The 24,963-nt window shown below is 68.6% G+C and carries 22 protein-coding genes and 1 pseudogene; 19 read left to right on the top strand and 4 right to left on the bottom strand.

Annotated features, from left to right (window positions below; genetic code table 11):
• The first annotated feature begins 99 nt into the window (after positions 1-99).
• The 7 genes from GORHZ_RS02805 (at position 100) to proB (ending at position 8,399) form a co-directional block, all read left to right on the top strand.
• Entirely contained in the window at positions 100-531 is a 432-nt protein-coding gene (locus GORHZ_RS02805) for a hypothetical protein (RefSeq protein WP_006330229.1), read from the top strand.
• Between the two features lie 55 nt (positions 532-586).
• Positions 587-1,003 (top strand): nucleoside-diphosphate kinase, encoded by a 417-nt coding sequence (gene ndk, locus GORHZ_RS02800; protein WP_040529913.1) that lies wholly within the window; start codon positions 587-589, stop codon positions 1,001-1,003.
• Positions 1,004-1,429: 426 nt separating this feature from the next.
• Positions 1,430-4,801: a translation initiation factor IF-2 N-terminal domain-containing protein gene (locus tag GORHZ_RS02795; RefSeq protein ID WP_006330213.1), complete on the top strand. Its 3,372-nt coding sequence runs from the start codon at positions 1,430-1,432 to the stop codon at positions 4,799-4,801.
• 304 nt (positions 4,802-5,105) lie between these two features.
• Entirely contained in the window at positions 5,106-5,417 is a 312-nt protein-coding gene (gene rplU / locus GORHZ_RS02790) for a 50S ribosomal protein L21 (RefSeq protein WP_006330212.1), read from the top strand.
• Positions 5,418-5,453: 36 nt separating this feature from the next.
• Positions 5,454-5,717, top strand: a complete 264-nt coding sequence (gene rpmA, locus GORHZ_RS02785; protein ID WP_006330211.1) for a 50S ribosomal protein L27 — start codon at positions 5,454-5,456, stop codon at positions 5,715-5,717.
• Positions 5,718-5,811: 94 nt separating this feature from the next.
• The gene (gene obgE / locus GORHZ_RS02780) at positions 5,812-7,287 is read left to right on the top strand and encodes a GTPase ObgE (protein WP_006330210.1); all 1,476 of its coding nucleotides are present in this window, start codon (positions 5,812-5,814) and stop codon (positions 7,285-7,287) included.
• The gene (gene proB / locus GORHZ_RS02775; RefSeq protein ID WP_006330209.1) at positions 7,284-8,399 is read left to right on the top strand and encodes a glutamate 5-kinase; all 1,116 of its coding nucleotides are present in this window, start codon (positions 7,284-7,286) and stop codon (positions 8,397-8,399) included. The genes obgE and proB overlap by 4 nt, the downstream gene beginning before the upstream one ends.
• Here proB and GORHZ_RS02770 read toward each other — a convergent pair.
• The 4 genes from GORHZ_RS02770 to ectA form a co-directional block, all read right to left on the bottom strand.
• Positions 8,372-9,295 (bottom strand): Sir2 family NAD-dependent protein deacetylase, encoded by a 924-nt coding sequence (locus GORHZ_RS02770; protein ID WP_006330208.1) that lies wholly within the window; start codon positions 9,293-9,295, stop codon positions 8,372-8,374. The genes proB and GORHZ_RS02770 overlap by 28 nt on opposite strands.
• 28 nt (positions 9,296-9,323) lie before the next feature.
• Positions 9,324-9,761 (bottom strand): ectoine synthase, encoded by a 438-nt coding sequence (locus GORHZ_RS02765; RefSeq protein WP_006330207.1) that lies wholly within the window; start codon positions 9,759-9,761, stop codon positions 9,324-9,326.
• The gene (ectB, locus tag GORHZ_RS02760; protein ID WP_006330206.1) at positions 9,758-11,029 is read right to left on the bottom strand and encodes a diaminobutyrate--2-oxoglutarate transaminase; all 1,272 of its coding nucleotides are present in this window, start codon (positions 11,027-11,029) and stop codon (positions 9,758-9,760) included. The genes GORHZ_RS02765 and ectB overlap by 4 nt, the downstream gene beginning before the upstream one ends.
• Before the next feature lie 128 nt (positions 11,030-11,157).
• Complete coding sequence (gene ectA / locus GORHZ_RS02755) at positions 11,158-11,685, bottom strand: diaminobutyrate acetyltransferase (RefSeq protein WP_040529908.1); 528 nt, start codon at positions 11,683-11,685, stop codon at positions 11,158-11,160.
• Positions 11,686-11,874: 189 nt separating this feature from the next.
• Between ectA and rsmD the strand changes: the two are divergent.
• The 12 genes and pseudogenes from rsmD to GORHZ_RS02695 form a co-directional block, all read left to right on the top strand.
• Positions 11,875-12,434 (top strand): annotated as a pseudogene (gene rsmD / locus GORHZ_RS32165) (16S rRNA (guanine(966)-N(2))-methyltransferase RsmD).
• A gap of 316 nt (positions 12,435-12,750) precedes the next feature.
• Positions 12,751-13,296 (top strand): NAD(P)H-dependent flavin oxidoreductase, encoded by a 546-nt coding sequence (locus tag GORHZ_RS02745; protein WP_006330198.1) that lies wholly within the window; start codon positions 12,751-12,753, stop codon positions 13,294-13,296.
• 37 nt (positions 13,297-13,333) lie between these two features.
• Entirely contained in the window at positions 13,334-13,822 is a 489-nt protein-coding gene (gene coaD / locus GORHZ_RS02740; protein ID WP_006330196.1) for a pantetheine-phosphate adenylyltransferase, read from the top strand.
• A gap of 127 nt (positions 13,823-13,949) precedes the next feature.
• Positions 13,950-14,777, top strand: a complete 828-nt coding sequence (locus GORHZ_RS02735; RefSeq protein ID WP_006330195.1) for a DivIVA domain-containing protein — start codon at positions 13,950-13,952, stop codon at positions 14,775-14,777.
• A 68-nt stretch (positions 14,778-14,845) separates the two neighbouring features.
• A complete protein-coding gene (locus GORHZ_RS02730; protein WP_006330194.1) occupies positions 14,846-15,487 on the top strand; it encodes a YceD family protein in 642 nt (213 codons plus the stop codon).
• A gap of 14 nt (positions 15,488-15,501) precedes the next feature.
• Positions 15,502-16,236, top strand: a complete 735-nt coding sequence (rnc, locus tag GORHZ_RS02725; protein ID WP_006330193.1) for a ribonuclease III — start codon at positions 15,502-15,504, stop codon at positions 16,234-16,236.
• Between the two features lie 13 nt (positions 16,237-16,249).
• Positions 16,250-17,239 carry a bifunctional DNA-formamidopyrimidine glycosylase/DNA-(apurinic or apyrimidinic site) lyase gene (gene mutM / locus GORHZ_RS02720; RefSeq protein WP_006330192.1) on the top strand — a complete coding sequence of 330 codons (990 nt, stop codon included), beginning with the start codon at positions 16,250-16,252 and terminating at the stop codon, positions 17,237-17,239.
• 10 nt (positions 17,240-17,249) lie between these two features.
• On the top strand, positions 17,250-17,714 hold the full coding sequence (locus tag GORHZ_RS02715) for an OsmC family protein (RefSeq protein WP_006330191.1): 465 nt from the start codon (positions 17,250-17,252) through the stop codon (positions 17,712-17,714).
• Between the two features lie 3 nt (positions 17,715-17,717).
• Positions 17,718-18,002 (top strand): acylphosphatase, encoded by a 285-nt coding sequence (locus GORHZ_RS02710; protein WP_006330190.1) that lies wholly within the window; start codon positions 17,718-17,720, stop codon positions 18,000-18,002.
• Between the two features lie 81 nt (positions 18,003-18,083).
• The gene (gene smc, locus GORHZ_RS02705; protein WP_006330183.1) at positions 18,084-21,689 is read left to right on the top strand and encodes a chromosome segregation protein SMC; all 3,606 of its coding nucleotides are present in this window, start codon (positions 18,084-18,086) and stop codon (positions 21,687-21,689) included.
• A 71-nt stretch (positions 21,690-21,760) separates the two neighbouring features.
• Positions 21,761-23,392, top strand: coding sequence for a signal recognition particle-docking protein FtsY (ftsY, locus tag GORHZ_RS02700; RefSeq protein WP_006330182.1), 1,632 nt, complete (start codon positions 21,761-21,763; stop codon positions 23,390-23,392).
• A gap of 248 nt (positions 23,393-23,640) precedes the next feature.
• Positions 23,641-24,963: ammonium transporter (locus GORHZ_RS02695; protein ID WP_040529911.1), on the top strand; the 1,323-nt coding region annotated here is incomplete at its 3' end.

The raw sequence follows: 24,963 nt of genomic DNA, 5'->3' as shown, positions 1-24,963 counted from the left end.
ATTTCCGGGCCGGGGACTGTGACAATGGCGCTTCGGGGGCCGGCGACGCGTGTGTGCGTCCCCTGTCCGGAGTTCGCAATCATGCTGTGAGGGAAACGCTTGTCTGTTATCACCCGTATTCGTCGCCCCTTGGGCGCCGCCGCGGCGGCCGCTGCTCTGACCGTGCTTCCGTTCGCCGCCGGGACGGCCTACGCCACACCCGAACCGGGACCCGTCGGCGTCCCGACCGCTGAGGTCCCGACCGCGGACGCGCCGGTGCCGGTCGCGGAGGGGGAGTACAGCTACCTCGCGACTCGTGCGGTCACCGAGCGGGCGGCGTCGATGAGGTTGCCCGAGGCGATCGCCTCGCTCCCGGTTCCCGAGCAGTACCGGCCCGCCAATCTCGCGCTGGCCGCCCAATTCGACATGGCCCTGCAGGATGCGCTGGCCACGCCGGGGGGATGCGTGCAGGTCGTTGTCGACCCGCGCGCCCGGTCGGGGAACCTCTTCGACTACGGCTTCTTCGCGGTGGCCGGGGAGTACTGCCCCTGATTTCTCTCAACGGTGCGCTCCCGGGCACCGCGGCGCCAGCGGCTAGAGTGTGCTCGTGACTGAACGGACTCTGGTACTCATCAAGCCCGACGGCGTGGCCCGGTCTCTCGTCGGCGACATCATCGGCCGGATCGAACGCAAGGGCCTGACCCTCGTGGCGCTCGAACTCAAGACGGTCAGCGACGAGGTCGCGCGCGGCCATTACGCCGAGCACGAGGGCAAGCCGTTCTACCCGGCGCTGCTCGAGTTCATCACCTCCGGTCCGTTGGTCGCGGCGGTCCTCGAGGGTCCGCGAGCGGTTGCGGCCTTCCGCCAGATCGCCGGCGGCACCGACCCGGTCGAGAAGGCGGTTCCGGGAACAATCCGGGGGGACTACGCGCTGAGCACTCAGAACAACCTGGTCCACGGTTCGGACTCGCCGGAATCGGCCGAACGCGAGATTGCGCTTTGGTTCCCCGACCTGGGCGCCTGATCCTCGACAACCCGTTGTCGCCCGGCTCGTCGCCGGGTGCGCGAGCCCGCGTCGTCGGCGAAACGCCGCATAGTGTGCGGGGAACTCCTCGCTGTGTGGGATACTTGGTCAGTTGTCGGTGGCACGCTCTGTCACCGGCGACCGGATGACACCTTCGGCGTCGGTTACCCCCGATGCCCGTCTTCCCCATCGAGGTCCGATTGCCTCCGGCAGCCGGACGGCGGGCCATGGTCCGCGACGCGGTGGTGTGGATGACGTGGCCGGAGCAGGTCGTCAACAACGCAAGGCGTCGTCTCGCAACCGGCAGCTGCCGGCGGAGAGAGGACGCGAAGACCACACAACACCGGTCCACAGCGACCGGGACACAGAGTGAAGCCCTCGCGTGGCCGCGTCAGCCCGACGCGCCCGGGGGCTCGAGGAGACTGAGTGACCGACAACGGGTCGCCGGCTGACGCGAACGCAGCGTCAACATCGGCGGAGGATTTCGAATTTCCCAGCAGGCTTCGTGTGCACGCCCTGGCAAGGACCTTGGGTCTGACCAGTCGTCAAGTGCTCGCGCACCTGTCCGAACTGGGCGTGGAGACGCGCAGCCCCCAATCCAGCATCGACCGCGAGGTCGCGCAGGCGGTGGCGGATCGGGTCCGCAGCCAGGCGGAGGCCGAAGAGGCGGCCACCGCCGAGACACCTGAGGCCCAGGTAGCAGCGGTGGCCGAGCCCACCTCCGAGGTTCCGGTCGAGCAGCCGGCGGCCGTGGAGGTTCCGGTCGAGGAGCCGGCGGCCGTGGAGGTTCCGGTCGAGGAGCCGGCGGCCGTGGAGGTTCCGGTCGAGGAGCCGGCGGCCGTGGAGGTTCCGGTCGAGGAGCCGGCGGCCGTGGAGGTTCCGGTCGAGCAGCCGGCGGCCGTGGAGGTTCCGGTCGAGCAGCCGGTCGCCGAAGAGACGCCGACCGAACAGCCCGCTGCGGAGGCCGCCGTCGAGGAGGCCACGGCGCCAGAGGCCGCGCAGGAGACACCGGTCGAGCAGGCGAGCGCTCCCGAGGTGGAGACGCCGACGCTCTTCTCGGCCATCGACGAGACCCAGCACCGACCCATCCCCGCGGCCGAGACGGTCGCGGCGCAGCCGCTGTTCCTGTCACCGCAGGCGGTCGAGCCCGTCGCGCGTCCGTCACGGGCCGAAGAGAGCCCCGAACCGACCGCAGAGGAACCCATCGCCGCCGAAGACGAGTCCGGCGACGGGGACCGCGGCGCACGTCGTCGGCGTCGGGGTCGACGCGGCCGAGGCCGGGGTCGCGGCGATCAGGGCGAGGGCCCGGGCGGCGAAGAGTCGTCGACCGAGGAGGAGGCGGCGGCCTCGACCGAGGAGGACTCCGGACGTCCGTCCGGCAAGAAGTCACGCAAGGCCGCGGCGAGTGACGAGGGCACCGAGGAGGCCGCCGAGTCGGAGACGGCAGGCGCGGAGGAGTCCGAGGAGACCGAGGAGACCGAGGAGACCGCCGGTGCCGAGGACGGCGAGCCGTCGTCGAAGCGTCGCCGCCGGCGTCGGCGTCGCAAGGGTGGCGGAGACGTCGACGAGAGCGCACCCGACGACCCGCCCAACACTGTCGTGCACGAGCGGGAACCCCGCAGCAAGCGGGCCCGCGACGAGGTGCAGGGCATCTCGGGGTCGACCCGCCTCGAGGCCAAGCGTCAGCGCCGTCGTGACGGTCGGGATGCGGGCCGTCGCCGGCCGCCCATCCTCAGCGAGTCGGAGTTCCTGGCCCGCCGCGAGGCCGTCGAACGCGTGATGGTGGTGCGTGAACGCAGCGCCAACAGCAGCATCGTCGCCGAGGGCAATGGTGGATCCGATTCGGCAATCCCGGTCGAGGACTACACGCAGGTGGCGGTGCTCGAGGACGGTGTGCTCGTCGAGCACTTCGTGACCACCGAGACGTCGTCGTCGATGGTCGGCAACATCTACCTCGGACGGGTGCAGAACGTCCTGCCGGGAATGGAGGCCGCATTCGTCGACATCGGTCGCGGCCGCAATGGGGTGCTGTACGCGGGCGAGGTCAACTGGGATGCCGCCGGACTCGACGGTGGGTCGCGCAAGATCGAACAGGCCCTCAAGCCCGGCGACAACGTGCTGGTCCAGGTCAGCAAGGATCCCGTGGGGCATAAGGGAGCGCGGCTGACCACCCAGATCTCGCTCGCGGGCCGCTACCTGGTCTACGTGCCCGGCGGTTCGTCGACCGGAATCAGCCGCAAACTGCCCGACGTCGAGCGCAAGCGACTGAAGAGCATCCTCGGCAAACTGGTGCCCGAGGACGCCGGCGTCATCATCCGCACCGCGTCCGAGGGTGTCAGCGCCGACGATCTCGCTGCCGACATCGAGCGCCTCGAGAAGAAGTGGAAGGACATCGACGCCGCGGTCGAAAAGGCCAAGTCCGGCAACGGTTCCTCGTCGCCGCAGGCGCTCTACGAGGAGCCTGACCTGCTGGTGCGCGTGGTGCGCGACCTGTTCAACGAGGACTTCAAGAAGCTGGTCGTCGAGGGGCAGAAAGCCTGGAATCTCGTCGAGCGCTACATCAAGGCGGTCGCGCCCGACCTCATGGACCGGGTGGAGCGGTTCTCCAAGCAGCACGCCGACGCACCCGATTCGTTCGTGGTGCACCGCATCGATGAGCAGCTGGCGAAGGCCCTCGAACGCAAGGTGTGGTTGCCATCGGGCGGCACGCTGATCATCGAGCACACCGAGGCCATGACGGTCATCGACGTGAACACCGGTAAATTCACCGGCTCCGGCAGCAATCTCGAGGAAACGGTCACCCGCAACAACCTCGAGGCCGCCGAGGAGATCGTGCGGCAGATGCGCCTGCGCGACATCGGCGGCATGATCATCGTCGACTTCATCGACATGGTGCTTGAGTCGAACCGCGACCTGGTGTTGCGACGCTTGACCGAGTCGCTCGCCCGCGATCGGACCCGCCATCAGGTGTCCGAGGTGACGTCGCTGGGTCTGGTGCAGATGACGCGGAAGCGGCTCGGCACCGGGCTGCTCGAGGCGTTCTCGACGACCTGCTCGCATTGCGCGGGCCGCGGCATCGTCGTGCATGCGAATCCCGTGGAGGTGCGTCCCGACGACGTCGGCCGCAGCGATGGTGGCAAGCGCTCACGACGTGGTCGGCGGAAGAACGAATCGGCACCGGAGACCCAGAAGCCGGCGCACAACCCGGCCGAACACCCGATGTTCCGCGCCATGGCCGCCCATATCCACGAGCACGACCACGACCATGAGCACGACCACGACGAGCAGGCTACGGCACCCGAATCTGCGGCGGCGGCACCCGAATCTGCGGCGGCGGCACCCGAATCTGCGGCGGCGGCACCCGAATCTGCGGCGGCGGCACCCGAAGTCACGCCGACGGAACCCGAACCCGCGGCGGCGGCACCCGAATCTGCGGCGGCGGCACCCGAATCTGCGGCGCCGTCACCCGAATCTGCGGCGCCGTCACCCGAACCTGCGGCGACGGCACCCGAAGTCACGCCGACGGAACCCGAACCCGCGCCGACGGCACCCGAGCCGACCGCCGTCAAGGCCGCAACCAGGCGTCGGCGCCGTGTCGTACGCCAGGCCGCCGCGCCGCCGACGACGTCCGAGCCGATCGTCATGACCGGCGAGAGTGCCGGTGCATCCGCGGCACCTCTCACCACGTTCGGACCGATCGGCGGTTCGACGACGTCGGAGGCAGCGGTCGCGGTACGGCGACGGCCCCGCCGGCGCACCGCGGGACGACCCGCCGGTCCGCCGCCCGCCGAACAGTGATCACGGTGACCGTGACAGCACGGTCGGGGCGGGCGAAGCGAGTTTGACCCGACCGGCGGCGGTCCCGTAATCTTGTTTGGTCGCCTTCCGCGGAGGGTTCGCGCTGTGCCCGGAACCAGGATTCGTCCTGGTCTCCCGATCGGCCACGCGAGATCCGTCGGCAGGCATCTGGTGTGTTCCGTAGTGACTCCCCGGCGCAGGATCGGGAATGTCGTGCGGTCCGCGCCAGGCACGCACCACCAGAACACCCCGGTGCCGACATCGGCACCGCGGGTCCGAGAGACGAGTTAAGAGGACAGCTTCGATGGCAACGTACGCGATCGTCAAGACCGGCGGTAAGCAGTACAAGGTCGCTGAGGGCGACATTGTGAAGGTCGAGAAGATCGACAGCGAGCCGGGCAGCACCGTCAGCCTGCCGGTGGCCCTGGTCGTCGACGGCTCGACCCTCACCACCGATGCGGACCAGCTCGCGAAGATCTCGGTGACCGGTGAGGTCGTCGAGCACGTCAAGGGCCCGAAGATCCGCATCCACAAGTTCAAGAACAAGACCGGCTACCACAAGCGCCAGGGTCACCGTCAGAAGCTGACGGTCCTCAAGGTCACCGGTATCAAGTAAACCGATTCCCGCACGTACCTCAGGAGGACTGCAGAGATGGCACATAAGAAGGGCGCGTCCAGCTCGCGCAACGGTCGCGATTCCAATGCCAAGCGCCTCGGCGTGAAGCGCTTCGGTGGTCAGCAGGTCAGCGCCGGTGAGATCCTGATCCGTCAGCGCGGCACCAAGTTCCACCCGGGCGTCAACGTCGGTCGCGGCGGCGACGACACCCTGTTCGCCCTGGCTGCGGGCTCCGTCGAGTTCGGCACCAAGCGCGGCCGCAAGACCGTCAACATCGTCCCGGAGACCACCGCGGTCTGATCCCGGACGTTTTTCGAGCACAGCTCCGACAGGGCGGGCAGGGTCACGGTAACCCTCCCGCCCTGTTTGCATTTCGAGAGAGGAAGTACCTCGCATGTCCCGGTTCGTCGACCGCGTGACGATTCACGTCGCCGCGGGTAACGGCGGCCACGGCTGCTCGTCGGTGCACCGCGAGAAGTTCAAGCCGCTCGGCGGCCCCGACGGCGGAAACGGCGGCAACGGCGGTTCGGTGCGCCTCGTCGTCGACCCGCAGGTGCACACCCTGCTCGACTTCCATTTCCGGCCGCACGCCAAGGCATCCAACGGCAAGCCCGGCATGGGTGACAACCGTGACGGCGCCACCGGCGAAGACCTGGTGCTGAAGGTCCCCGACGGCACCGTCGTGCTCGACGGCGACGGCTCCATCCTGGCAGACCTGGTCGGCGAGGGCACGACCTTCGAGGCCGCGCAGGGCGGTCGCGGTGGCCTGGGCAACGCGGCCCTCGCGTCGAAGGCCCGCAAGGCCCCCGGATTCGCCCTGCTGGGCGAGGAAGGACAGCACCGCGACCTCGTCCTCGAACTGAAGTCCGTCGCCGACGTCGGCCTGGTCGGATTCCCGTCCGCGGGTAAGTCGTCGCTGGTGTCGGTGCTGTCGGCGGCCAAACCCAAGATCGCCGACTATCCGTTCACCACGCTCGCCCCGAACCTCGGTGTCGTTCAGACCGCCGGCGACGTGTTCACCATCGCCGACGTCCCGGGACTCATCCCCGGAGCCTCCACCGGCCGCGGACTCGGCCTCGAGTTCCTGCGCCACCTCGAGCGCTGCGCGGTGCTCGCCCACGTCGTCGACTGCGCCACCCTCGAACCCGGTCGGGACCCGATCTCCGACATCGACGCGCTCGAGGCGGAACTGGCCGCCTACCGTCCGGCGCTCGACGCCGACCACGGGCTCGGCGACCTGGCCTCGCGACCCCGCGTGGTCATCCTCAACAAAATCGACGTACCCGACGCCGCCGACCTCGCCGACCTCGTGGAACCGGAACTGGCGCAGCGTGGTTGGCCCGTCTTCCGGATCTCGGCGGTGTCCCATGAGGGCCTTCGGGAGCTGACGTTCGCATTGGCGAAGATGGTGGCCGACTACCGCGAGAGCCACCCGAAGCCGCTTGCGCGTCGGCAGATCATCCGCCCCAAGGCCATCGACGAGACCGAATTCACCGTGTCACCCGATCCCGAGGTCGAGGGCGGGTTCATCGTGCGGGGTACCCGTCCCGAGCGGTGGATCGCGCAGACGCAGTTCGACAACGACGAGGCCGTGGGATATCTTGCCGACCGACTCAACCGGCTCGGTGTCGAGGACGAACTGGTGCGCCTGGGGGCCCTCCCGGGTGCGCCGGTCACCATCGGTGACATGACCTTCGACTGGGAACCGACCACGCCGATGGGCGAGGAGGTCCCGATGACCGGGCGCGGCACCGATATCCGGCTCGAGCACAACGAACGTGTCGGCGCTGCCGAGCGTAAGCAGGCGCGTCGTCTGCGTCGGGGTCTCCCGGTCGACACCGATTCGTCGTCCGAGCAGGATCTGCGGTGAGCGACGTCCGTGAGCAGATAGCACGGGCTCGCAGCATCGTGGTGAAGATCGGATCGTCGGCGCTCACCGACCTCCACGACGGCCTCGACCGCGCCCGCCTGGACCGCCTCGCCGACGCGCTCGAGGCCCGCATGCGGGCCGGCTCGGACGTGATCGTGGTGTCGTCGGGGGCCATCGGCGCCGGGATCGCGCCGCTCGGTCTCAAGAAGCGTCCCACCGATCTGGCCACCAAGCAGGCTGCGGCCAGTGTCGGTCAGCTGGCGCTCGCACACGCGTGGGGGACCTCGTTCCACCGATACAACCGAACGGTCGGACAGGTGCTGTTGACCGCCGACGACATCTCCAACCGGGCGCACCACGCGAATGCGCAACGCACGCTGGATCGTCTGCGCCTGCTGGGCGCGGTGGCCGTGGTCAACGAGAACGACACGGTCGCGACCACCGAGATCCGTTTCGGTGACAACGACCGTCTCGCCGCGCTTGTCGCGCACCTCGCGGGTGCGGATGCGCTGGTGCTGCTCTCGGACGTGGACGGACTCTACGACGGTGACCCGCGCAAGGTCGACGCCGACGGCCGCCGGGCCCGGCTGATCTCGGAGGTGCACGGTCCCGAAGATCTCGACGGTGTCATCGCGGGCTCCGGCGGTGCGCTCGGAACCGGTGGGATGGCCTCCAAGCTGGCCGCCGCCCGTTTGTCCGCGGACGCCGGGGTGCCGGTGCTGCTCGCGGCGGCCGAGCAGGCCGCGCAGGCGCTTGCCGACGCGTCGGTGGGCACCGTTTTCGCCGCCCGGCCCGAACGGCTCTCGGCGCGTCGCTTCTGGGTGCGCCACGCCGCGGACGCCAGTGGCCGGCTGGTCCTCGACGACGGGGCGGTGACCGCGGTCGCGCGGCGGCGTCGATCGCTGCTCGCGGCGGGCATCGTGGGGGTGAGCGGCCGCTTCTACGACGGCGACGTCGTGGAACTGGTCGACACCACAGGGGCCGTCCGCGCGCGCGGTGTGGTCGCCTACGACTCCGAGGACATCGCCCTGATGGTCGGGCGTTCCACGACCGACCTGGCGCCCGAGCTACGGCGCCCGGTTATTCACGCCGACGACCTCGTCGCCGTCTGAGTCGTCGCTGTCTGTGACCCGGGGTCGGCGAGTGCCGTCAGCACCACCGAGGCCAGGTGATCGATCTTCAGGTCCGCGAGGTCATCGGCGCGGGTCGCGCCACGGTTCACGATCACCACGGTCTTGTCGGTACGACGGGCGTGGCGGGCGAAGCGCAGGCCGCTCATCACCGTCAGCGACGAACCGACGACGAGCAGCGCGTCGGCCTCGTCGAGCATCGAGAACGCCTGCTGCACCGTCGGTTTGGGAACGCTCTCGCCGAAGTAGACGATGTCGGGCTTGACGATGCCACCGCATGCGGGGCAGTCGATCATGGTGAAGTCGGAGGTGTCGTCGACGGTTGCGTCGGCGTCGGGTGCCACCTCGATCGCGCCGCGGCTACGCACCCGCTCGGCGAAACCCATGTTGAGGGCCTCGAGTTGAGCCGCCAGCCGGTGACGGGAGATCTGCCAGTCGCAGGCCAGGCAGCGGACGCGACCGTAGCAGCCGTGTAACTCCAGCACCCGGCGCGTCCCCGCCTTGGTGTGCAGCATGTCCACGTTCTGGGTGATCACCCCGATCAGCCGGCCCTGTTGCTGCAGATCGGTGATGGCCTCGTGCGCCGCGTTGGGCCGCGCCGCATCCATGTGCCGCCAGCCCAGATGATTACGCGCCCAGTAGTGGCGACGGAACTGCGGTGACGACAGAAACATCTCCAACGTCATCGGGGTCCGCGCCGGGGCGCCGGGGCTGCGGTAGTCGGGGATACCGGACTCCGTCGAGATTCCGGCGCCGGTCAGCGCCACCAGGCGCCGGCCCGCCAGGAGTGCACGCATCCGGTCGATCCGTGCGTGGAGGTCGGTGTCGACCGGGGTCGGGTCGGCCGGAGTCCAGCCGATCTGCAGACGGGTACGCACCCTGTCCAGGGTAGCGGCGCCGCGTCGGTCAGTCCGCCGACACGGCCTCCGGGGTGGGCCCGCCGACGGGTTCGGGCACGGTGACCAGCGGGTACACGCCGTTCTCGTCGTGGACCTCGGTGCCCACCACAGGCGGGTTGAACACGCAGAGCATGCGCAACCGGGTCTGGGCGGTCACCTGATGGCGCTCGTGACCGTTGAGCAGATACATCGTGCCCGGAGCGAGCGGGTATGTGATCCCGGTCTCCTTGTCGAGCAGTGTGCCGGTGCCTTCGACGAGCCATACGGCCTCGATGTGGTTGGCGTAGTGGAAGTTGTTGACCGAGCCCGCATTGATGGTGGTCTCGTGGAACGAGAAGCCGACACGGTCGCCGCCGAGGACGATGCGCTTGGACACCCAGTTGCCAAGCGGGTCGGCGACATCGCGCTCGGTCCCGGTGATCTCCTCTGTGGTACGGACGATCATCCGATCACCTCCTTGACGGAATCGGCCAGGATCGCCAGGCCGCGATCCAAATCATCGTGTGAAATAGTCAGCGGCGGAAGAAGTTTCACGACCTCGTCGGATGGCCCGGAGGTCTCCGCGAGCAGACCCGCGCCGAACGCCGACGCGCACACCTTGCCGGCGGCCGTCGGCTCGTCGAAGACCAGGCCCTGAACCATCCCACGACCGCGGGTCGAGATGCCGTCGTAGGTCTCGCAGAGGCCGGTGAACGCATCGTGGATGGCCTGACCCTTGGCGTGTACGTCACGCGTCAGCGAATCGTCGGACCAAAAGTGCTCGAGCGTGCGGGTCGCGGTGACGAACGCGGGGTTGTTGCCGCGGAAGGTTCCGTTGTGCTCGCCGGGTGTCCAGACGTCGAGGTCGGACTTGAAGAGGGTCAGTGCCAACGGGAGCCCGTAGCCGCTGATCGACTTGGACAGAGTCACGATGTCCGGCGTGATGCCCGCCGCCTCGAACGAGAAGAACTCACCGGTCCGGCCGCAGCCCATCTGCACGTCGTCGACGATGAGCAGGATGTCGCGCCGCTGGCACAGCTCCGACAGGGCGCGCAGCCATTCCGCGCGTGCGACGTTGACGCCGCCCTCGCCCTGCACCGTCTCGACGATCACCGCCGCCGGCCGGTTGAGGCCGCTGCCGGAGTCGTCGAGGACGCGCTCGAACCAGGCGAAGTCCTCGACGACCCCACCGAAGTAATTGTCGAACGGCATCGGTGTGGCATGCACCAGCGGAATGCCGGCGCCGGCGCGCTTCATCGAATTACCGGTCACCGAGAGCGATCCCAGGGTCATACCGTGGAAGGCGTTGGTGAAGCTGATGATCGACTCGCGCCCGGTCACCTTGCGGGCGAGCTTCAGCGCGGCCTCGACGGCGTTGGTGCCGGTGGGGCCGGGGAACTGGATCTTGTAGTCCAGGCCGCGGGGCACGAGGATCTTCTCGGCGAAGGTCTCGATGAACCTGCCCTTGGCGACCGTGGCCATGTCCAGGCCGTGGGTGATCCCGTCCTCTGAGATGTAATCCAGGAGGGCTGATTTCATCACCGGGTGGTTGTGGCCGTAGTTGAGCGACCCGGCGCCGGCGAAGAAGTCGAGGTACTGGCGTCCGGACTGGTCGGTCAGCCATGAACCGCTGGCACGGGTGAACACTGTGGGCCAGCTGCGGCAGTAGCTGCGGACCTCGGATTCGTGCTGTGCGAAAACCGAATCGTCGACGGTCTGATCGAGAAGCTTCATAGGACTTCCCCCTTTGTTGTGTGTGACGATCATTCGGACGACGCCGACAACCGTCGATATCGCCGGTGCACGGTGGCACGGCGATGCGACGTGGGCATCGTCGGGATTGGAAATGCTGTTGGAATTGTTCAGGGTTCGACGAGCTCGGGCTCGAGCAGGTAGAGATCCTCGTCGGCGTGCGAGTCGGCGAACTGCTCTGCCGCGAACAGGTCGCGACGCTCGAACCGGAGACCCCGCCGCTGGGCGACCGAGGAGAACAATCGTTGGGACGCAACGTTGTCGGGGCTGATGGTCGTGTGCATCGCCACGACACCGGATCGCCGGACCCGGTCGAAGAGGTGATGCAGCATGGTGGCTGCGATGCCGTGGCCGCGGCAGGAGTCGTCGACGGCGACCTGCCAGATCATCAGCGTTGACGGATCGGTCGGACGCCGGTATCCGGTGACGAAACCGACGGGCCGTCCATCAAGGGTGGCCACAATGGAGGTGGCGGCGAAATCGTGACACCACAGGACATAGGCGTAACTCGAATTGACGTCGAGAACCTTTGAGTCCGAGGCGATTTCCCACAATCTCGCACCGTCGTCGGGTGTGGGCTGCCGGTAGTCGACAGCGAGTACAGTGGTTGGGGCGGTGCTTGTTCGGGACGGGCTCATGACACTTTCGACGTTAACAACGTGTATCCGCGAAGTCACCCGCGTCGGCGAATCGGACGTCGAAAACCCGTCCTCTCCCCAGTTCAGCCACGCTTTGTGAAGTGAATCACAAAATCTTGCGCCCGAGGGGCTCAGGTGGCAAATGGGTGCCTGCGTCGCGGCTGTGGCCGGTGGGCCACAATGGGTGCGGTGACCAGGATCATCGCCGGCCGCCTGCGTGGTCGCCGGCTGAAGGTACCCGATGAGGGGACCCGCCCCACATCCGACCGCGTCCGCGAGTCCATCTTCAATATGCTCGACGCCCGTGTCGAGCTGGCCGAGACCCGAGTCCTCGACCTGTACGCGGGACCGGCGCATTCGGTCTCGAGGCGATCTCGCGGGGTGCGGAGTCGGCGGTCCTGGTGGACGCGGCGCGACGCGCGACCTCGGTGATCACGGCCAACGCCCGCGAGTGCGGCGTCGCCGATCGGGTCTCGGTGATCACCCGGCCGGTCGAGGCCTACCTGGCGATGCCGGCCGCCGACACCTTCGACGTCGTGTTCCTCGACCCGCCCTATGACCTCGACGATGCCGCCACGACCGCCGACCTCGCGGGCGTGGCCGACGGATGGCTGGCCGACGACGGGCTTGTCGTCCTCGAGCGCGCGGCGCGGGCGAGTGAGACGAGCTGGCCGGCCGGTATGACGGTGCTCGTGCACAAGAACTACGGAGACACCCGGGTGGAGGTGGCGGCACGCGAGCAGCGCTGACATCGGGCCGGCCGGCCTGCGGATCGGCTCGTTGTCGGTGCGGTTGCCCATCGTGTGCGCACCCATGGCGGGAGGGCCGACCACCCCGGAGCCGCGCGCCACGGCGCGACCCTCGGCGATGCCCGGTTCACCGACGAGCAGGTCGCCGAGAAGATCGAGGCGCTGGCCGATCATCGGCCCGGCCTGGTCACCTTCACCTTCGGTGACCCCGGCGCGGCGCTGATCGGGCGTGTTCACGAACTGTTGCGGGTGCCGGTCGCGGTGACCGTCACCACGACCGACGAGGCCCGGGCGGCGGTTTCCTCGGGCGGACGCCGTGATCGCGCAGGGGATCGAGGCGGGCGGTCATCGTGGGCTCTGGTTCGACGACCCGTCGTCGTCGGCCGGTGGGCCGCGCACCCCGACGGCGGTGCTGCTCGCCGCGATCGTCGAGACCATCGACGTGCCGGTCATCGCGGCGGGCGGGATCGCGGACGGCGCGGCGGTCGCGTCGGTGCTCGCGCAGGGTGCCGTCGCCGGGCAACTCGGCACCGCATTTCTCTGCTGCGACGAGGCGGGCACCTCCGCGCCGTACCGTCGCGCGCTTCTGGACCGGTCCTACCGCGACACCGTCGTGACCGGTGCCTTCTCCGGTCGCCCGGCCCGCTCGCTGCGCAACGGGTTTGCGACTCGCCATGCGCACGCCCCGGCGGCGTACCCGCACGTCCATCATCTGACGAAGCCGTTGCGTGCCGCCGCGACCGCGGCGGGAGAGGCCGACGACATCAACCTCTGGGCCGGCACCGGCTGGCGTTCGGTGACGCCCGGGCCGGTCGCGGAGTTGATGGCGCGGCTGGAGGCGGAGCTTACCGACAGGCCGTGACCCGACCGCGCTCATGCCGTCGCGTAGATTTCGGCGTATGACCGCAGCTGTCTTCCCCGGCTCCTTCGACCCGTTCACCGTCGGCCACCGCTACATCGTCGAACGCGCCGCGGCGCGGTTCGACACCCTTGTCGTGACCGTCGTGGTGAATCCGAACAAGACCGGATTGTTCGGTGTCGACGAACGCATCGCCCTGATCCGCGAGGACTGCGCCGATCTGCCGAATGTCCGGGTGGACCGCTGGACCGGACTCCTCGTCGATCATCTCCGCGACGAGGGCATCACCACGATCGTGAAGGGGCTGCGCTCGGGCACCGACTTCGACTACGAGGTGCCGATGGCCCACATGAACCGGGAACTCGCCGACGTCGAGACGATGTTCCTGCTGACCGACCCCCGGTACTCCCACGTGTCGAGTTCCCTGGTCAAGGAGGTCGCGAAACTCGGCGGGGACGTGACGCCGTTCCTGTCGACACACATCCACGAGCGGCTGCAGGCACGGCTCGCGGGGGAGCGGCGTATCTGAGACGTGTCGGTTCGCGAGAATACGACACGCCCGACCATCGGCTTCACCAGTCACAGGCGCAACATTCGGCACACTGGTCACAGTTGTTGCCTGAACTGACCAAGGCATTCGCCGGATTGGGGTTGCTGTGTACCGGGTTTTTGAAGCGCTCGACGAACTCGTCGCGATCGTCGAGGAAGCGCGAAGTGTCCCGATGACGGCGGGATGCGTCGTCCCGCGCGGGGACGTGCTCGAACTGCTCGACGACATCAAGGATTCGATTCCGGGTGAGCTCGACGACGCGCAGGATGTGCTCGACCAGCGGGATTCCCTGGTCGGCAACGCGCGTCATCACGCGGACACCGTGATCAACAAGGCCGACTCGGAGTCCGAGGCGGTCCTGGCCCACGCGCGTGCGGAGGCCGACCGCATCCTCGCCGAGGCGAAGGCCCAGGCCGATCGGATGGTCGACGAGGCGAGCGCCCACGGGCGTCAGCTCGTCGACGAGGCGACCGGTGAGGCCCACCGGCTCTCGACGAGCGCGGCACGCGAGTTCGAGGCCGTCACCGGCCGGGCGCGCGCCGAGGCCCAGCGCACCATCGACTCGGCGAACAACACCTACGACAAGTCGGTGGCCGACGGTATCGCCGAACAGCAGCGGCTCGTCTCCGAGACCGAGGTCGTGGCGGCGGCGAAGTCCGAGGCCGAACGCATCATCGACGCCGCCCACGCCGAGGCCGACCGGCTGCGCGGTGACTGCGACGTCTACGTCGACGAGAAGCTCGCCGGGTTCGAGGAGATCCTCACCGGCACACTGCGTTCGGTGAACCGTGGACGGCATCAGCTGCGCACCGGTGCCGCCATGCACGACTATGTGGAGTACCCCCGCAGCGTGGATGAGGCGCCCGCACCGCGCGGGGCCGCCGGGCAGACTCGCGACCGGATCGACGAATCAGGTGCGCCGCTGGCGGTCTGATCCGCGGCGTCCGGTCGACGGGCGGGGACATTCCAACCCTGCCCGGTGCTCGGGCGTATCGTGCAACTGTGACTGATCACGTGAAGAGCGCAGCGGGTGACGCGGCGCCCGGCGGTGCCGGCGGCCCGTCGCGCGATCCCTTCGTCATCGACATCCGGTCTCTGAATCGCCGCGCCGGCACCATGACGGAGGTGCACCGCACTGTCGTGACGCCCGAGAAGATCGGGCTCGACATGATCGGCATCCCGGCCGACTCGGAGGTCGATCTCGACCTGCGGCTCGAGTCGGTCACCGAGGGAGTCCTGGTGACGGGAACGGTCAGCGGTGAGACCGAGGGTCAGTGTGCGCGGTGCCTCGAACCCCTCGACGGCACCGTGACGGTGTTCCTCACCGAGCTGTTCGCCTACCCCGACAGCACGACCGACCAGACCACCGACGCCGACGACATGCACCGCGTCATCGACGATCGGATCGACCTGGAGCAGTCCATCATCGACGCCGTGGCCATGGAGCTGCCGATGGCGCCGCTGTGCTCCGAGGACTGCCCGGGGTTGTGTCCTGAATGCGGTGTTCGTCTCGCGGTCGCCGAGGCCGACCACTCCCACGAGATCATCGACCCGCGCTGGGCCGCGTTGCGTGACAAGCTCGGCACGTCGGCCGGCGGGGACGAGTCCACGCCCGATGGCCGGGACGATGGCCGAGGTCAGTGACCGGAGGAGGAAAGGTGACCGAAGCGACCGCCGGGGATGGGGTCTCGCCCAACAAGTTCGCTGATCTGCTCGACGCGTTGCCGGCGCAACTGTCCCCGGAGCTGCTGACGCTGGCGCTGACACACCGCTCCTATGCCTACGAGAACGGCGGACTCCCGACCAACGAACGCCTGGAGTTCCTCGGCGACTCCGTCCTCGGGGTGATCATCACCGAACGGCTGTATCTGCGGTATCCGGACAAGACCGAGGGCGAACTCGCGAAGATCCGCGCGAGCGTGGTGAACATGCACGCGCTCGCCGACGTCGCCCGGGAACTCGGCCCGGGCGGGCTCGGACGTCATCTCTACCTCGGTCGTGGCGAGGAACTCACCGGTGGCCGCGACAAGGACAGCATTCTCGCCGACGGCCTCGAATCATTGTTCGGCGCACTGTATCTCGAACACGGACTGGCCGAATGCAAGACCGTCATCCTCGGACTGTTCGACGAGATCATCGGGCGCGCCGGACATCTCGGCGCGGGCCTGGACTGGAAGACGTCGCTCCAGGAACTCTCGGCAGAGGGCGGTTACGGACCCCCGCACTACCAGATCACCTCCACGGGGCCCGATCACAACAAGGAGTTCACCGCGGTGGCCGTGGTGGCGGGGGAGAGCCTCGGTCAGGGCACCGGACGCACCAAGAAGGAGGCCGAGCAGAAGGCGGCCGCCCTCGCCTGGCAGGCGCTGACCGAGCGTGCCTCCTCGAGCTGAGCGGTAGGCGGCCGTGCCGGAGTTACCGGAAGTCGAGACCGTACGCCGAGGTCTCGCCGCCCATGTCGAGGGGCGCCACATCGTCGCCGTCGAGGTGCTGCATCCGCGTTCGGTGCGCCGCCAGCTCGGTGGTGCGGCGGATCTGACGGGTCGACTGCTCGGCCGGCCGGTCGCCGGGGTGCATCGTCGGGGCAAGTACCTGTGGCTCGACATCGGCGCCGACACCGACACGTTCCCGCTGGTGGTCCACCTGGGGATGAGCGGTCAGATGCTGATCACCCGCGCAGGTGACCCCGACCACGTCCATCTCCGGATCCGGGCGACCCTCGACGACGGCAACGAGCTGCGTTTCGTCGACCAGCGCACCTTCGGCGGCTGGCATGTCGACGAGTACGCCGAACCGGCCGCATCCCGCACGCCGGACACGACGAGCCGGCTGCCGGACTCGATCGCGCACATCGCACCCGATCCGTTCGATCCCGCGTTCGACGTCGGCGCGGTGATCGCGGCGATGGCCGCGCGCCACAGCGAGATCAAACGGGTCCTGCTGGACCAGACCGTCATCTCCGGTGTCGGCAACATCTACGCCGACGAGGCGTTGTGGCGCAGCCGGATTCACGGCGGCCGCGGTGCCGACCGGTTGAGTCGTGCCAAGCTCACCGAACTCGTCGCCGCCGTCACCGCGGTGATGGGTGAGGCGCTGGCGGTCGGCGGCACCTCCTTCGACGCGCTCTATGTCAACGTCAACGGTCAGTCGGGATACTTCGAACGGTCCCTCAACGCCTACGGTCGCGAGGGCGAACCCTGCCGTCGCTGCGGCGCGATCATGCGTCGCGAGCAGTTCATGAACCGAAGCTCGTACTATTGCCCGCGATGCCAACGCCGGGCGTCGGCACGGCCGCCGACGCCCCCGACGGCGCGGAAGCAAACACCGCCGGTGCGCGTTGTCGCACACGCACCCCGTGCGGCGACCGCACCGACGGGACGAGACGAGAAGGAATGACGCAGCAACCATGACCATCGACCAGCAGACCGCGCAGGCTCCGGCCGCCGACGCGATGGACAAGCCGCACACCGAACTGTGGGTGGAACGCACCGGCACGCGCCGCTACACCGGTCGCAGCTCGCGCGGTGCCGAAGTGCTCGTCGGGTCCGAGGACGTCGAGGGTGTCTTCACACCGGGCGAACTGCTCAAGATCGCGCTCGCGGCCTGCTCGGGCATGTCGTCGGACCGGCCGCTGTCGCGCCGCCTCGGCGACGACTACGACGCGACGATCCGCGTCAGTGGTCCCGCCGACCGCGACAACGAGGTCTACCCGGTGCTCGACGAGGTTCTCGAGATCGACCTGTCCGAACTCGACGAGGCCGCCGCCGAACGGCTGCTCATCGTCGTGCAACGCGCAATCGACTCGGTGTGCACCGTCGGCCGCACCCTCAAGGCGGGCGCCCAGGTGAACGTCGCGATCGAGACGGACTGACCCATGTCCGACGAGGAACGGGTCCGGCTCACCGCACACGTGCACGGGTACGTGCAAGGTGTCGGGTTCCGCTGGTGGACCCGGTCGCGCGCGCGTGAACTCGGGCTGGTCGGCTACGCGGCCAACCTCGCCGACGGTCGCGTGCTGGTCGTCGCCGAGGGGACCCGCGCGGCGACCGAAGCACTGCTGGCGGCACTGAGGTCCGGCGACACCGCCGGACGTGTCGACCTCGTCGTCGAACGGTTCGAACCGGCACGCGGAGATCTGCGCGGGTTCGTCGAGAAGTAGCAGGCCCTCCCGGCGTCGGGGCGGGGTGCGCCCCGCGTGGTGACGGTTCCTCGGCCGCGATGGTGAGTACTCTGTACGGTCGTGCACCTCAAGAGCCTCACTCTCAAGGGCTTCAAATCGTTCGCGTCGGCGACGACGCTGCGATTCGAGCCCGGAATCACCTGCGTGGTGGGGCCGAACGGTTCGGGCAAATCCAATGTCGTCGACGCCCTGACCTGGGTGATGGGCGAGCAGGGCGCCAAGGCGCTGCGCGGCGGGAAGATGGAGGATGTCATCTTCGCCGGGACCTCGGGCAGGCCGCCGCTCGGGCGTGCCGAGGTGACCCTGACCATCGACAACTCCGACGGCGCGCTGCCGATCGAGTACTCCGAGGTGTCCATCACCCGCCGGATGTTCCGTGACGGCGCCGGCGAATACGAGATCAACGGCAACTCGTGTCGACTGATGGACGTGCAGGAACTCCTCAGCGATTCCGGTATCGGCCGGGAGATGCACGTCATCGTCGGACAGGGACGCCTGTCGGCGATCCTGGAATCGCGTCCCGAGGATCGTCGGGCCTTCATCGAGGAGGCCGCCGGCGTCCTCAAACACCGCAAACGCAAAGAGAAGGCAGTCCGCAAACTCGATTCCATGCAGGCCAACCTGGCGCGGCTCACGGATCTGACCGCGGAACTGCGCAGGCAACTCAAACCGCTCGGACGCCAGGCCGAGGTGGCGAGACGGGCCCAGACGGTGCAGGCCGACCTGCGCGACGCCCGTCTGCGTCTGGCCGCCGACGACCTGGTCACCCGTCGGTCCGAGATGGCCGAGCACACCGCGGTCGAGGACGAGGTTCGCACTCAGCAAGACGAGGTGACCGCCGCGCTGGACGGGGTCACCGCCGAACTCAGCGAACACGAACAACTCCTCGCCGAGGTCACCCCCGCGGCCGCCGCGGCCGGGCAGACCTGGTTTCGGCTGTCCGCTCTCGCCGAGCGTGTCGACGCGACGTGTCGCGTCGCCGCCGAACGCAGCCGCTACCTGCGTGAACCGGTCGCCCAGAGCAGTGGACCCGATCCCGAGCAACTCGACCGGCAGGCGGAGGAGGCCGCGCTGACCGAGGCCGAACTGGGCGAGGCGGTGAGCGCGGCGGCCGAGTATCTGGAGGCTGCTCAGGCCGAGTTGCACCGCGGCGAGCAGGCGGCCGCCGAGGCCGAGCGGGCCCACCTTGCCGAGGTCCGGGCGATCGCGGACCGTCGTGAGGGGCTGGCCCGCCTCGAAGGACAGGTGAACATCCTGCGCACGCGGGCCGAATCCGTCGACGCGGAGACTGCTCGTCTCACCGCAGCCATCGCTGCGGCCACCGAACGGGGGGCGGCGGCCCAGTCGCAGCAGGATGCGGCCGCGGCCACGCTGAGCGAGTTCGAGACCGCCGAACACGGCCTCGACGATCACCACGAGCGTTCCGTGACGGCGCTGAACCTGTCCAACGAACGCGTCGCGTCCCTGCAGACCGAACAGCGCGAGACCGAGCAGCGGATCGCGTCGTTGACCGCCCGGATCGAAGCCCTGTCGGTGGGCCTGGAACGCAACGACGGCGGGGCTTGGCTGCTGGAGAACGCGCCCGAAGGTCTGATGGCACCGATGTCGGAGCTGCTCACCGTGCAGCCGGGCTACGAGACGGCGATCGCCGGTGCACTCGGCCCCGCCGTCGACGCGATCGCCACGGTCGACGCGCTCGCCGCGGTCCGCGCGCTCGCCGCGTTGAAGTCCGGAGACGGCGGTCGGGCGGCGCTCCTCCTCGGTGGGCTCCCCGAGGGAGCCGGACGCGCCGGCGTCGACCTCCCCGACGGCGCACGGTGGGCTTCGTCGGTGGTGGACTGCCCACCCTCGATTCGCGGCGCGGTCGACGTCGTGCTCGCCGACACTGTCCTGGTCGAGGATGCCGAGCAGGGCGTCGAACTGGCACGGCAACATCGGGTGCTGGCGGTGACCCGCGACGGGGACCGGGTGGGGCCGGCCTCGATCGAGGGCGGATCGTCGCGGCGCCCGTCGACGCTGGAGGTGCAGTCGGCGATCGACGTCGCGACCTCCGAGCTGACGGCCGCGCGCCGCCACGCCGAGGAAATCGAGGCGGCGCTCGACGGTGCCGTGACCGAGCAGCAGGCCCGTCGTGAGTCCGCCGAGGAGGCACTCGCGGCCCTGCACGAATCGGATGCCAATGTCGGCGGCACCTACGAGCAGATGGCCCGGCTCGGACACGAGATCCGGGCCGCGCGCGCCGAGGCCGACCGGCTGACCCGGCAGCGGGACAAGGCCGACGAGGGCCGGGCCGAGACCATGGCCAAACTCCACGAGCTCGAGGAGCGACTGCGCTACGCGCGCGACGAATCGGAGACCACTCCAGAACACGTCGGTGACGACGGCCCGCGCGCGGCCGCGGCCGAAGCCCTCGCGGCGGCCAGGGCCTCGGAGATGGAGGCCCGCCTACAGCTGCGCACCGCCGAGGAACGTCTCGCGTCGGTGCGGGGCAAGGCCGATTCGCTGCGCCGCGCCGCACAACGTGAACGCGAGGCCCGGGTGCGGGCCGAGCAGCAGGACCGCGCGCGTCGTCGGGCGGCCGAGGTGGCGTCGGCGGTGGCGCAGGCCGGTGCGGAGGTCTCCGCGCGCCTGTCGTCGGCCGTGCAGATGGCGCAGGCCGGTCGCGACGAGCTCGAACAGGTGCGGGCGCAGCGGACCGCCGCCCTCGACGGTCTCAAACAACAGGCCGCCGAGCTCACCGCCCGGCTCAACGATCTCCGCGATGCCGTGCACCGCGACGAGATGGCCCGCGCGCAGGCCGCCCTGCGCATCGAACAACTCGAAGAGCAGATCCTCGAGACATTCGCGATCGCGCCGGACGATCTCGTCGCCGAATACGGTCCGGACGTCCCGTTGCCGCCGTCGGCCCTGGAGATGGCGGAGTACGAGCAGGCCAAGGAGCGCGGTGATGCGGTGGTCGCTCCCGCACCGATGCCCTATGACCGCGCGACCCAGGAGGCCCGGGCGAAGAAGGCGCAGAAGGACCTCAACACCCTGGGCAAGGTCAATCCGCTGGCGCTCGAGGAGTTCGCCGCGCTCGAGGAACGCTACAACTTCCTGTCCGCGCAGCTCGAGGACGTCAAGGCGGCCCGTCGCGACCTGCTCGCGGTGGTCGAGGAGGTCGACGCGCGCATCCTACAGGTGTTCACCGAGGCCTACGCCGACGTGGAGCGGGAATTCGAGCAGGTGTTCGCCACTCTGTTCCCCGGGGGAGAGGGGCGGCTGGTCCTGACCGACCCGTCGGACATGCTGACCACCGGCATCGAGGTGGAGGCCCGTCCACCGGGCAAGAAGGTCAAGCGGCTGTCGTTGCTGTCCGGCGGTGAGAAGTCGCTGACCGCGGTGGCGATGCTGGTCGCGATCTTCCGGGCGCGTCCGTCCCCGTTCTACGTGATGGACGAGGTCGAAGCCGCACTCGACGACACCAACCTGCGACGACTCATCGCGCTGTTCGCCCAGCTGCGCGAGCGATCGCAGCTGATCGTGATCACCCACCAGAAACCGACGATGGAGGTGGCCGACGCCCTCTACGGCGTCAGTATGCGCGGCGACGGCATCACCACGGTGATCTCGCAACGTCTGCGCGGCGTCGACATCCCCGTCGCCGCGGGGACCGGAACACAATGAGCCAGAGGCCGTAGCGTCGAGGGCAGCACCCACGGCGGCGCAGTGCCGCAGCGGAGAACAGGACAACGAGAGTGAACACCGGAATCATCATCGGAATCATCGTCGCGGTCATCCTGATCGCGGCGTTGATCGTGCTGGGGATCATGCTGTCGCGCCGACGGCGTATCTCGCTCACCGACCGCCCGACGACCCAGGTCGTCGACGGCAGTAAGCCGCAGGTCGACCGCTCCGGCGGATACAAGGCCGGATCGGGGTTCTCGTTCAGCCAGGGCGGTACCGCCCTCGCCGAACCGCCCAAGCCCGCCCAGCCCAAACCTGCCCAGCCCAAACCTGCCCAGCCTCCCGTACAGCCGCCCGTGCAGCCACCGGTGGAGCGGACCGAGGTCGACGGGCAGCCCGGCGTCGGCGACGACGCGTCGGTGCCGCGGGACTCCGCGCAACGCCCGATCGCCGACGTCGCACTTCCCGACATCGAGGCACCCGACCTCGAGGTACCGGATCTCGAGGCGCCGGAGTCGATCGAGGAACAGGCGCCCGCACAACCCGCCGATACCACGTCGACCGCCCCCTCGGGTGCCGACCTGGACGTGACGACGCCTGAGGCCACCGCCGAGACCGCGCCGGCACCGGAGCCCTATGTCGCAGAGGTTCCCGATACCGCAGGGGCCGCCGAGGTCGAGACCGAGACCGCGGCAGAGACGGCGCCGGTTCCCGAACTCGTCGAACCGGTCGAGGTGCCCGACACCCCCGAGTCGGCGACGTCGGTCGTCGAACGGGAGGAGATCGCCCCGACCGCCGGGCGCCTCGGACGCCTGCGCGGCCGGCTCGCCCGATCGCAGGGCGCCATCGGCAAGAGTGTGCTCGGACTCCTCGGTGCCGGCGACCTCGACGAGGACAGCTGGGAGGAGATCGAGGACACGCTGGTGATGGCCGATCTCGGCACCGCCTCGACCACCGCCGTCGTCGAGAAACTGCGGACCGAGCTGGCCACCAGCAACGTGCGGACCGCCGACGAGGCACGCGCCCTGTTGCGTCGCGTCCTCGTCGAGCAACTGCACCCCGAACTCGACCGTTCGGTGCGTGCGCTACCGCATGCGGCCGGCCCCGCCGTGGTCCTCATCGTCGGTGTCAACGGCACCGGCAAGACCACCACCACCGGCAAGCTGGCGCGGGTGCTCGTCGCCGACGGACGCCGTGTGCTGCTGGGCGCCGCGGACACCTTCCGTGCCGCCGCAGCCGATCAGCTGCACACCTGGGGCGAACGTGTGGGCGCCGACGTGGTCCGCGGCAAGGAGGGCGCCGACCCCGCGTCGGTGGCCTTCGACGCGGTGGACAAGGGCATCGAGAACGGGGTGGACGTGGTGATGATCGACACCGCCGGGCGTCTGCATACCAAGACCGGCCTGATGGACGAGCTCGGCAAGGTCAAGCGGGTCGTGGAGAAGAAGGCGCCGGTCGATGAGGTCCTGCTGGTCCTCGACGCCACGGTCGGCCAGAACGGTCTGACCCAGGCCCGTGTGTTCGCCGAGGTCGTCGACATCACCGGTGTCGTGCTGACCAAGCTCGACGGAACGGCCAAGGGCGGCATCGTCTTCCACGTCCAGGAGGCGCTGGGTGTCCCGGTCAAGCTGGTGGGACTGGGTGAGGGCGCCGACGACCTGGCGCCGTTCGAACCCGAGGCCTTCGTCGACGCTTTGCTGTAGTCGCTCCTTGCTGTGGCCGCACGTTGCTGTGGTCACATCCCCGATTCGTCACCGCGAAAGCCTCGCCGACGATCGTTCGGCGCACCTGAGATCCAGCTGAGCTACGACCTGCGTTGTTACATGGCGGAAATATAAGACGGTCACTGGTTCACATGTATGAAACCTGAGAGCACCACGGCCGAAACCATCTGCCGACAGAGTCGTTGGAGGCGCCGAGCCGTCGGCGCATTCTAGGGAGGTTTCTTACAGTGGTTTTGGCACTGCCAGATAGTTCATTTGGCGTACCTGACACCGGTGACACCGCATGGATGCTCGCGAGTGCGGCGCTGGTGCTGTTCATGACGCCGGGGCTGGCCTTCTTCTACGGGGGGCTCTCGCGGGGGAAGTCTGTTCTCAACATGATGATGATGTCGTTCGGCTCGATAGCCACGGTCAGCGTCATCTACGTGCTCTGGGGCTTTTCGATGTCCTTCGGCAATGGCATCACCGGCGACGACGACATCCTTGGCATCTTCGCCAACCCGTTCTCACTCTTCGGAAGCGACCAACTCGGTAACACGATGGACGTCACCGAGAACGGTGAGACGGTCACCCAGGTGGTCACAGGTGGCGGCTCGATCCCGTCGACGGTGTTCCTGGCGTTCCAGCTGACCTTCGCGGTCATCACGGTCGCCCTGATCAGCGGTTCGGTCGCCGAGCGTGTGAAGTTCTCGACATGGCTGGTGTTCTCGGTCCTGTGGGCGACGATCGTGTACTTCCCGCTGTCGCACATGGTTTGGGGTGGCGGACTCATGTCGGGTGCCGAGACGGGCTTCGCATCCTGGATGTTCGGCAGCACCGACGGCGAGGCCAACGTCGCACCGATCGACTTCGCCGGCGGCACCGTCGTCCACATCAACGCCGGTATGGCCGGTCTGGTGCTCGCGCTGATTATCGGTATTCGCAGCGGCTTCGGCAAGACCGCCTACCGTCCGCACAACATCCCATTCGTCATGCTCGGTGCGGCGATCCTGTGGTTCGGCTGGTTCGGCTTCAACGCCGGTTCGGAACTCGCCGCCGACATGACCGCGGGCATGGTGTGGATCAACACCACCTCCGCCACCGCCGCCGCGATGATCGGCTGGCTTGGCGTCGAACTGTTCCGTGACAAGCACATGACCAGCGTCGGAGCCGCTTCGGGCATCGTCGCCGGTCTGGTCGCCATCACCCCGGCCTGTGGGGCTCTCACCCCGGTGGGTTCGATGATCCTGGGTGTCATCGCCGGTGTTCTCTCGGCGCTGGCCATCGGGCTGAAGTTCAAGCTCGGCTACGACGACTCGCTCGACGTCGTGGGTGTGCACCTGGTATCCGGTCTGTGGGGCACCATCGGCATCGGCTTCCTCGCCAAGGACACCGGCCTGTTCTGGGGTGGTGACTACAAGCAGCTTGTCGTCCAGCTCGTGATCGCCCTGTTCGCACTGGTATTCACCGGTGTCCTGACCGCGATCATCGCGTTTGCGCTCAAGCCGCTGGGTTGGCGGGTCAGTGCCGAGGACGAGCACAACGGCATCGATGAGGCAGAACACGCCGAG

Origin of the sequence: Gordonia rhizosphera NBRC 16068 (genome assembly GCF_000298195.1) — a bacterium.
GTDB lineage: Bacteria > Actinomycetota > Actinomycetes > Mycobacteriales > Mycobacteriaceae > Gordonia > Gordonia rhizosphera.
The sequence above is the reverse complement of the archived record's forward strand: the minus strand, read 5'-3'. Positions and strand labels throughout refer to the sequence as shown.

Bases quoted from the DNA above. Each gene is read 5' to 3' on its own strand.
- ectA (WP_040529908.1), bottom strand. From the start codon at position 11,685: ATGAGCCCGTCCCGAACAAGCACCGCCCCAACCACTGTACTCGCTGTC.
- GORHZ_RS02765 (WP_006330207.1), bottom strand. From the start codon at position 9,761: ATGATCGTCCGTACCACAGAGGAGATCACCGGGACCGAGCGCGATGTC.
- GORHZ_RS02715 (WP_006330191.1), top strand. From the start codon at position 17,250: ATGACCATCGACCAGCAGACCGCGCAGGCTCCGGCCGCCGACGCGATG.
- GORHZ_RS02710 (WP_006330190.1), top strand. From the start codon at position 17,718: ATGTCCGACGAGGAACGGGTCCGGCTCACCGCACACGTGCACGGGTAC.
- ectB (WP_006330206.1), bottom strand. From the start codon at position 11,029: ATGAAGCTTCTCGATCAGACCGTCGACGATTCGGTTTTCGCACAGCAC.
- rplU (WP_006330212.1), top strand. From the start codon at position 5,106: ATGGCAACGTACGCGATCGTCAAGACCGGCGGTAAGCAGTACAAGGTC.
- rpmA (WP_006330211.1), top strand. From the start codon at position 5,454: ATGGCACATAAGAAGGGCGCGTCCAGCTCGCGCAACGGTCGCGATTCC.
- obgE (WP_006330210.1), top strand. From the start codon at position 5,812: ATGTCCCGGTTCGTCGACCGCGTGACGATTCACGTCGCCGCGGGTAAC.
- coaD (WP_006330196.1), top strand. From the start codon at position 13,334: ATGACCGCAGCTGTCTTCCCCGGCTCCTTCGACCCGTTCACCGTCGGC.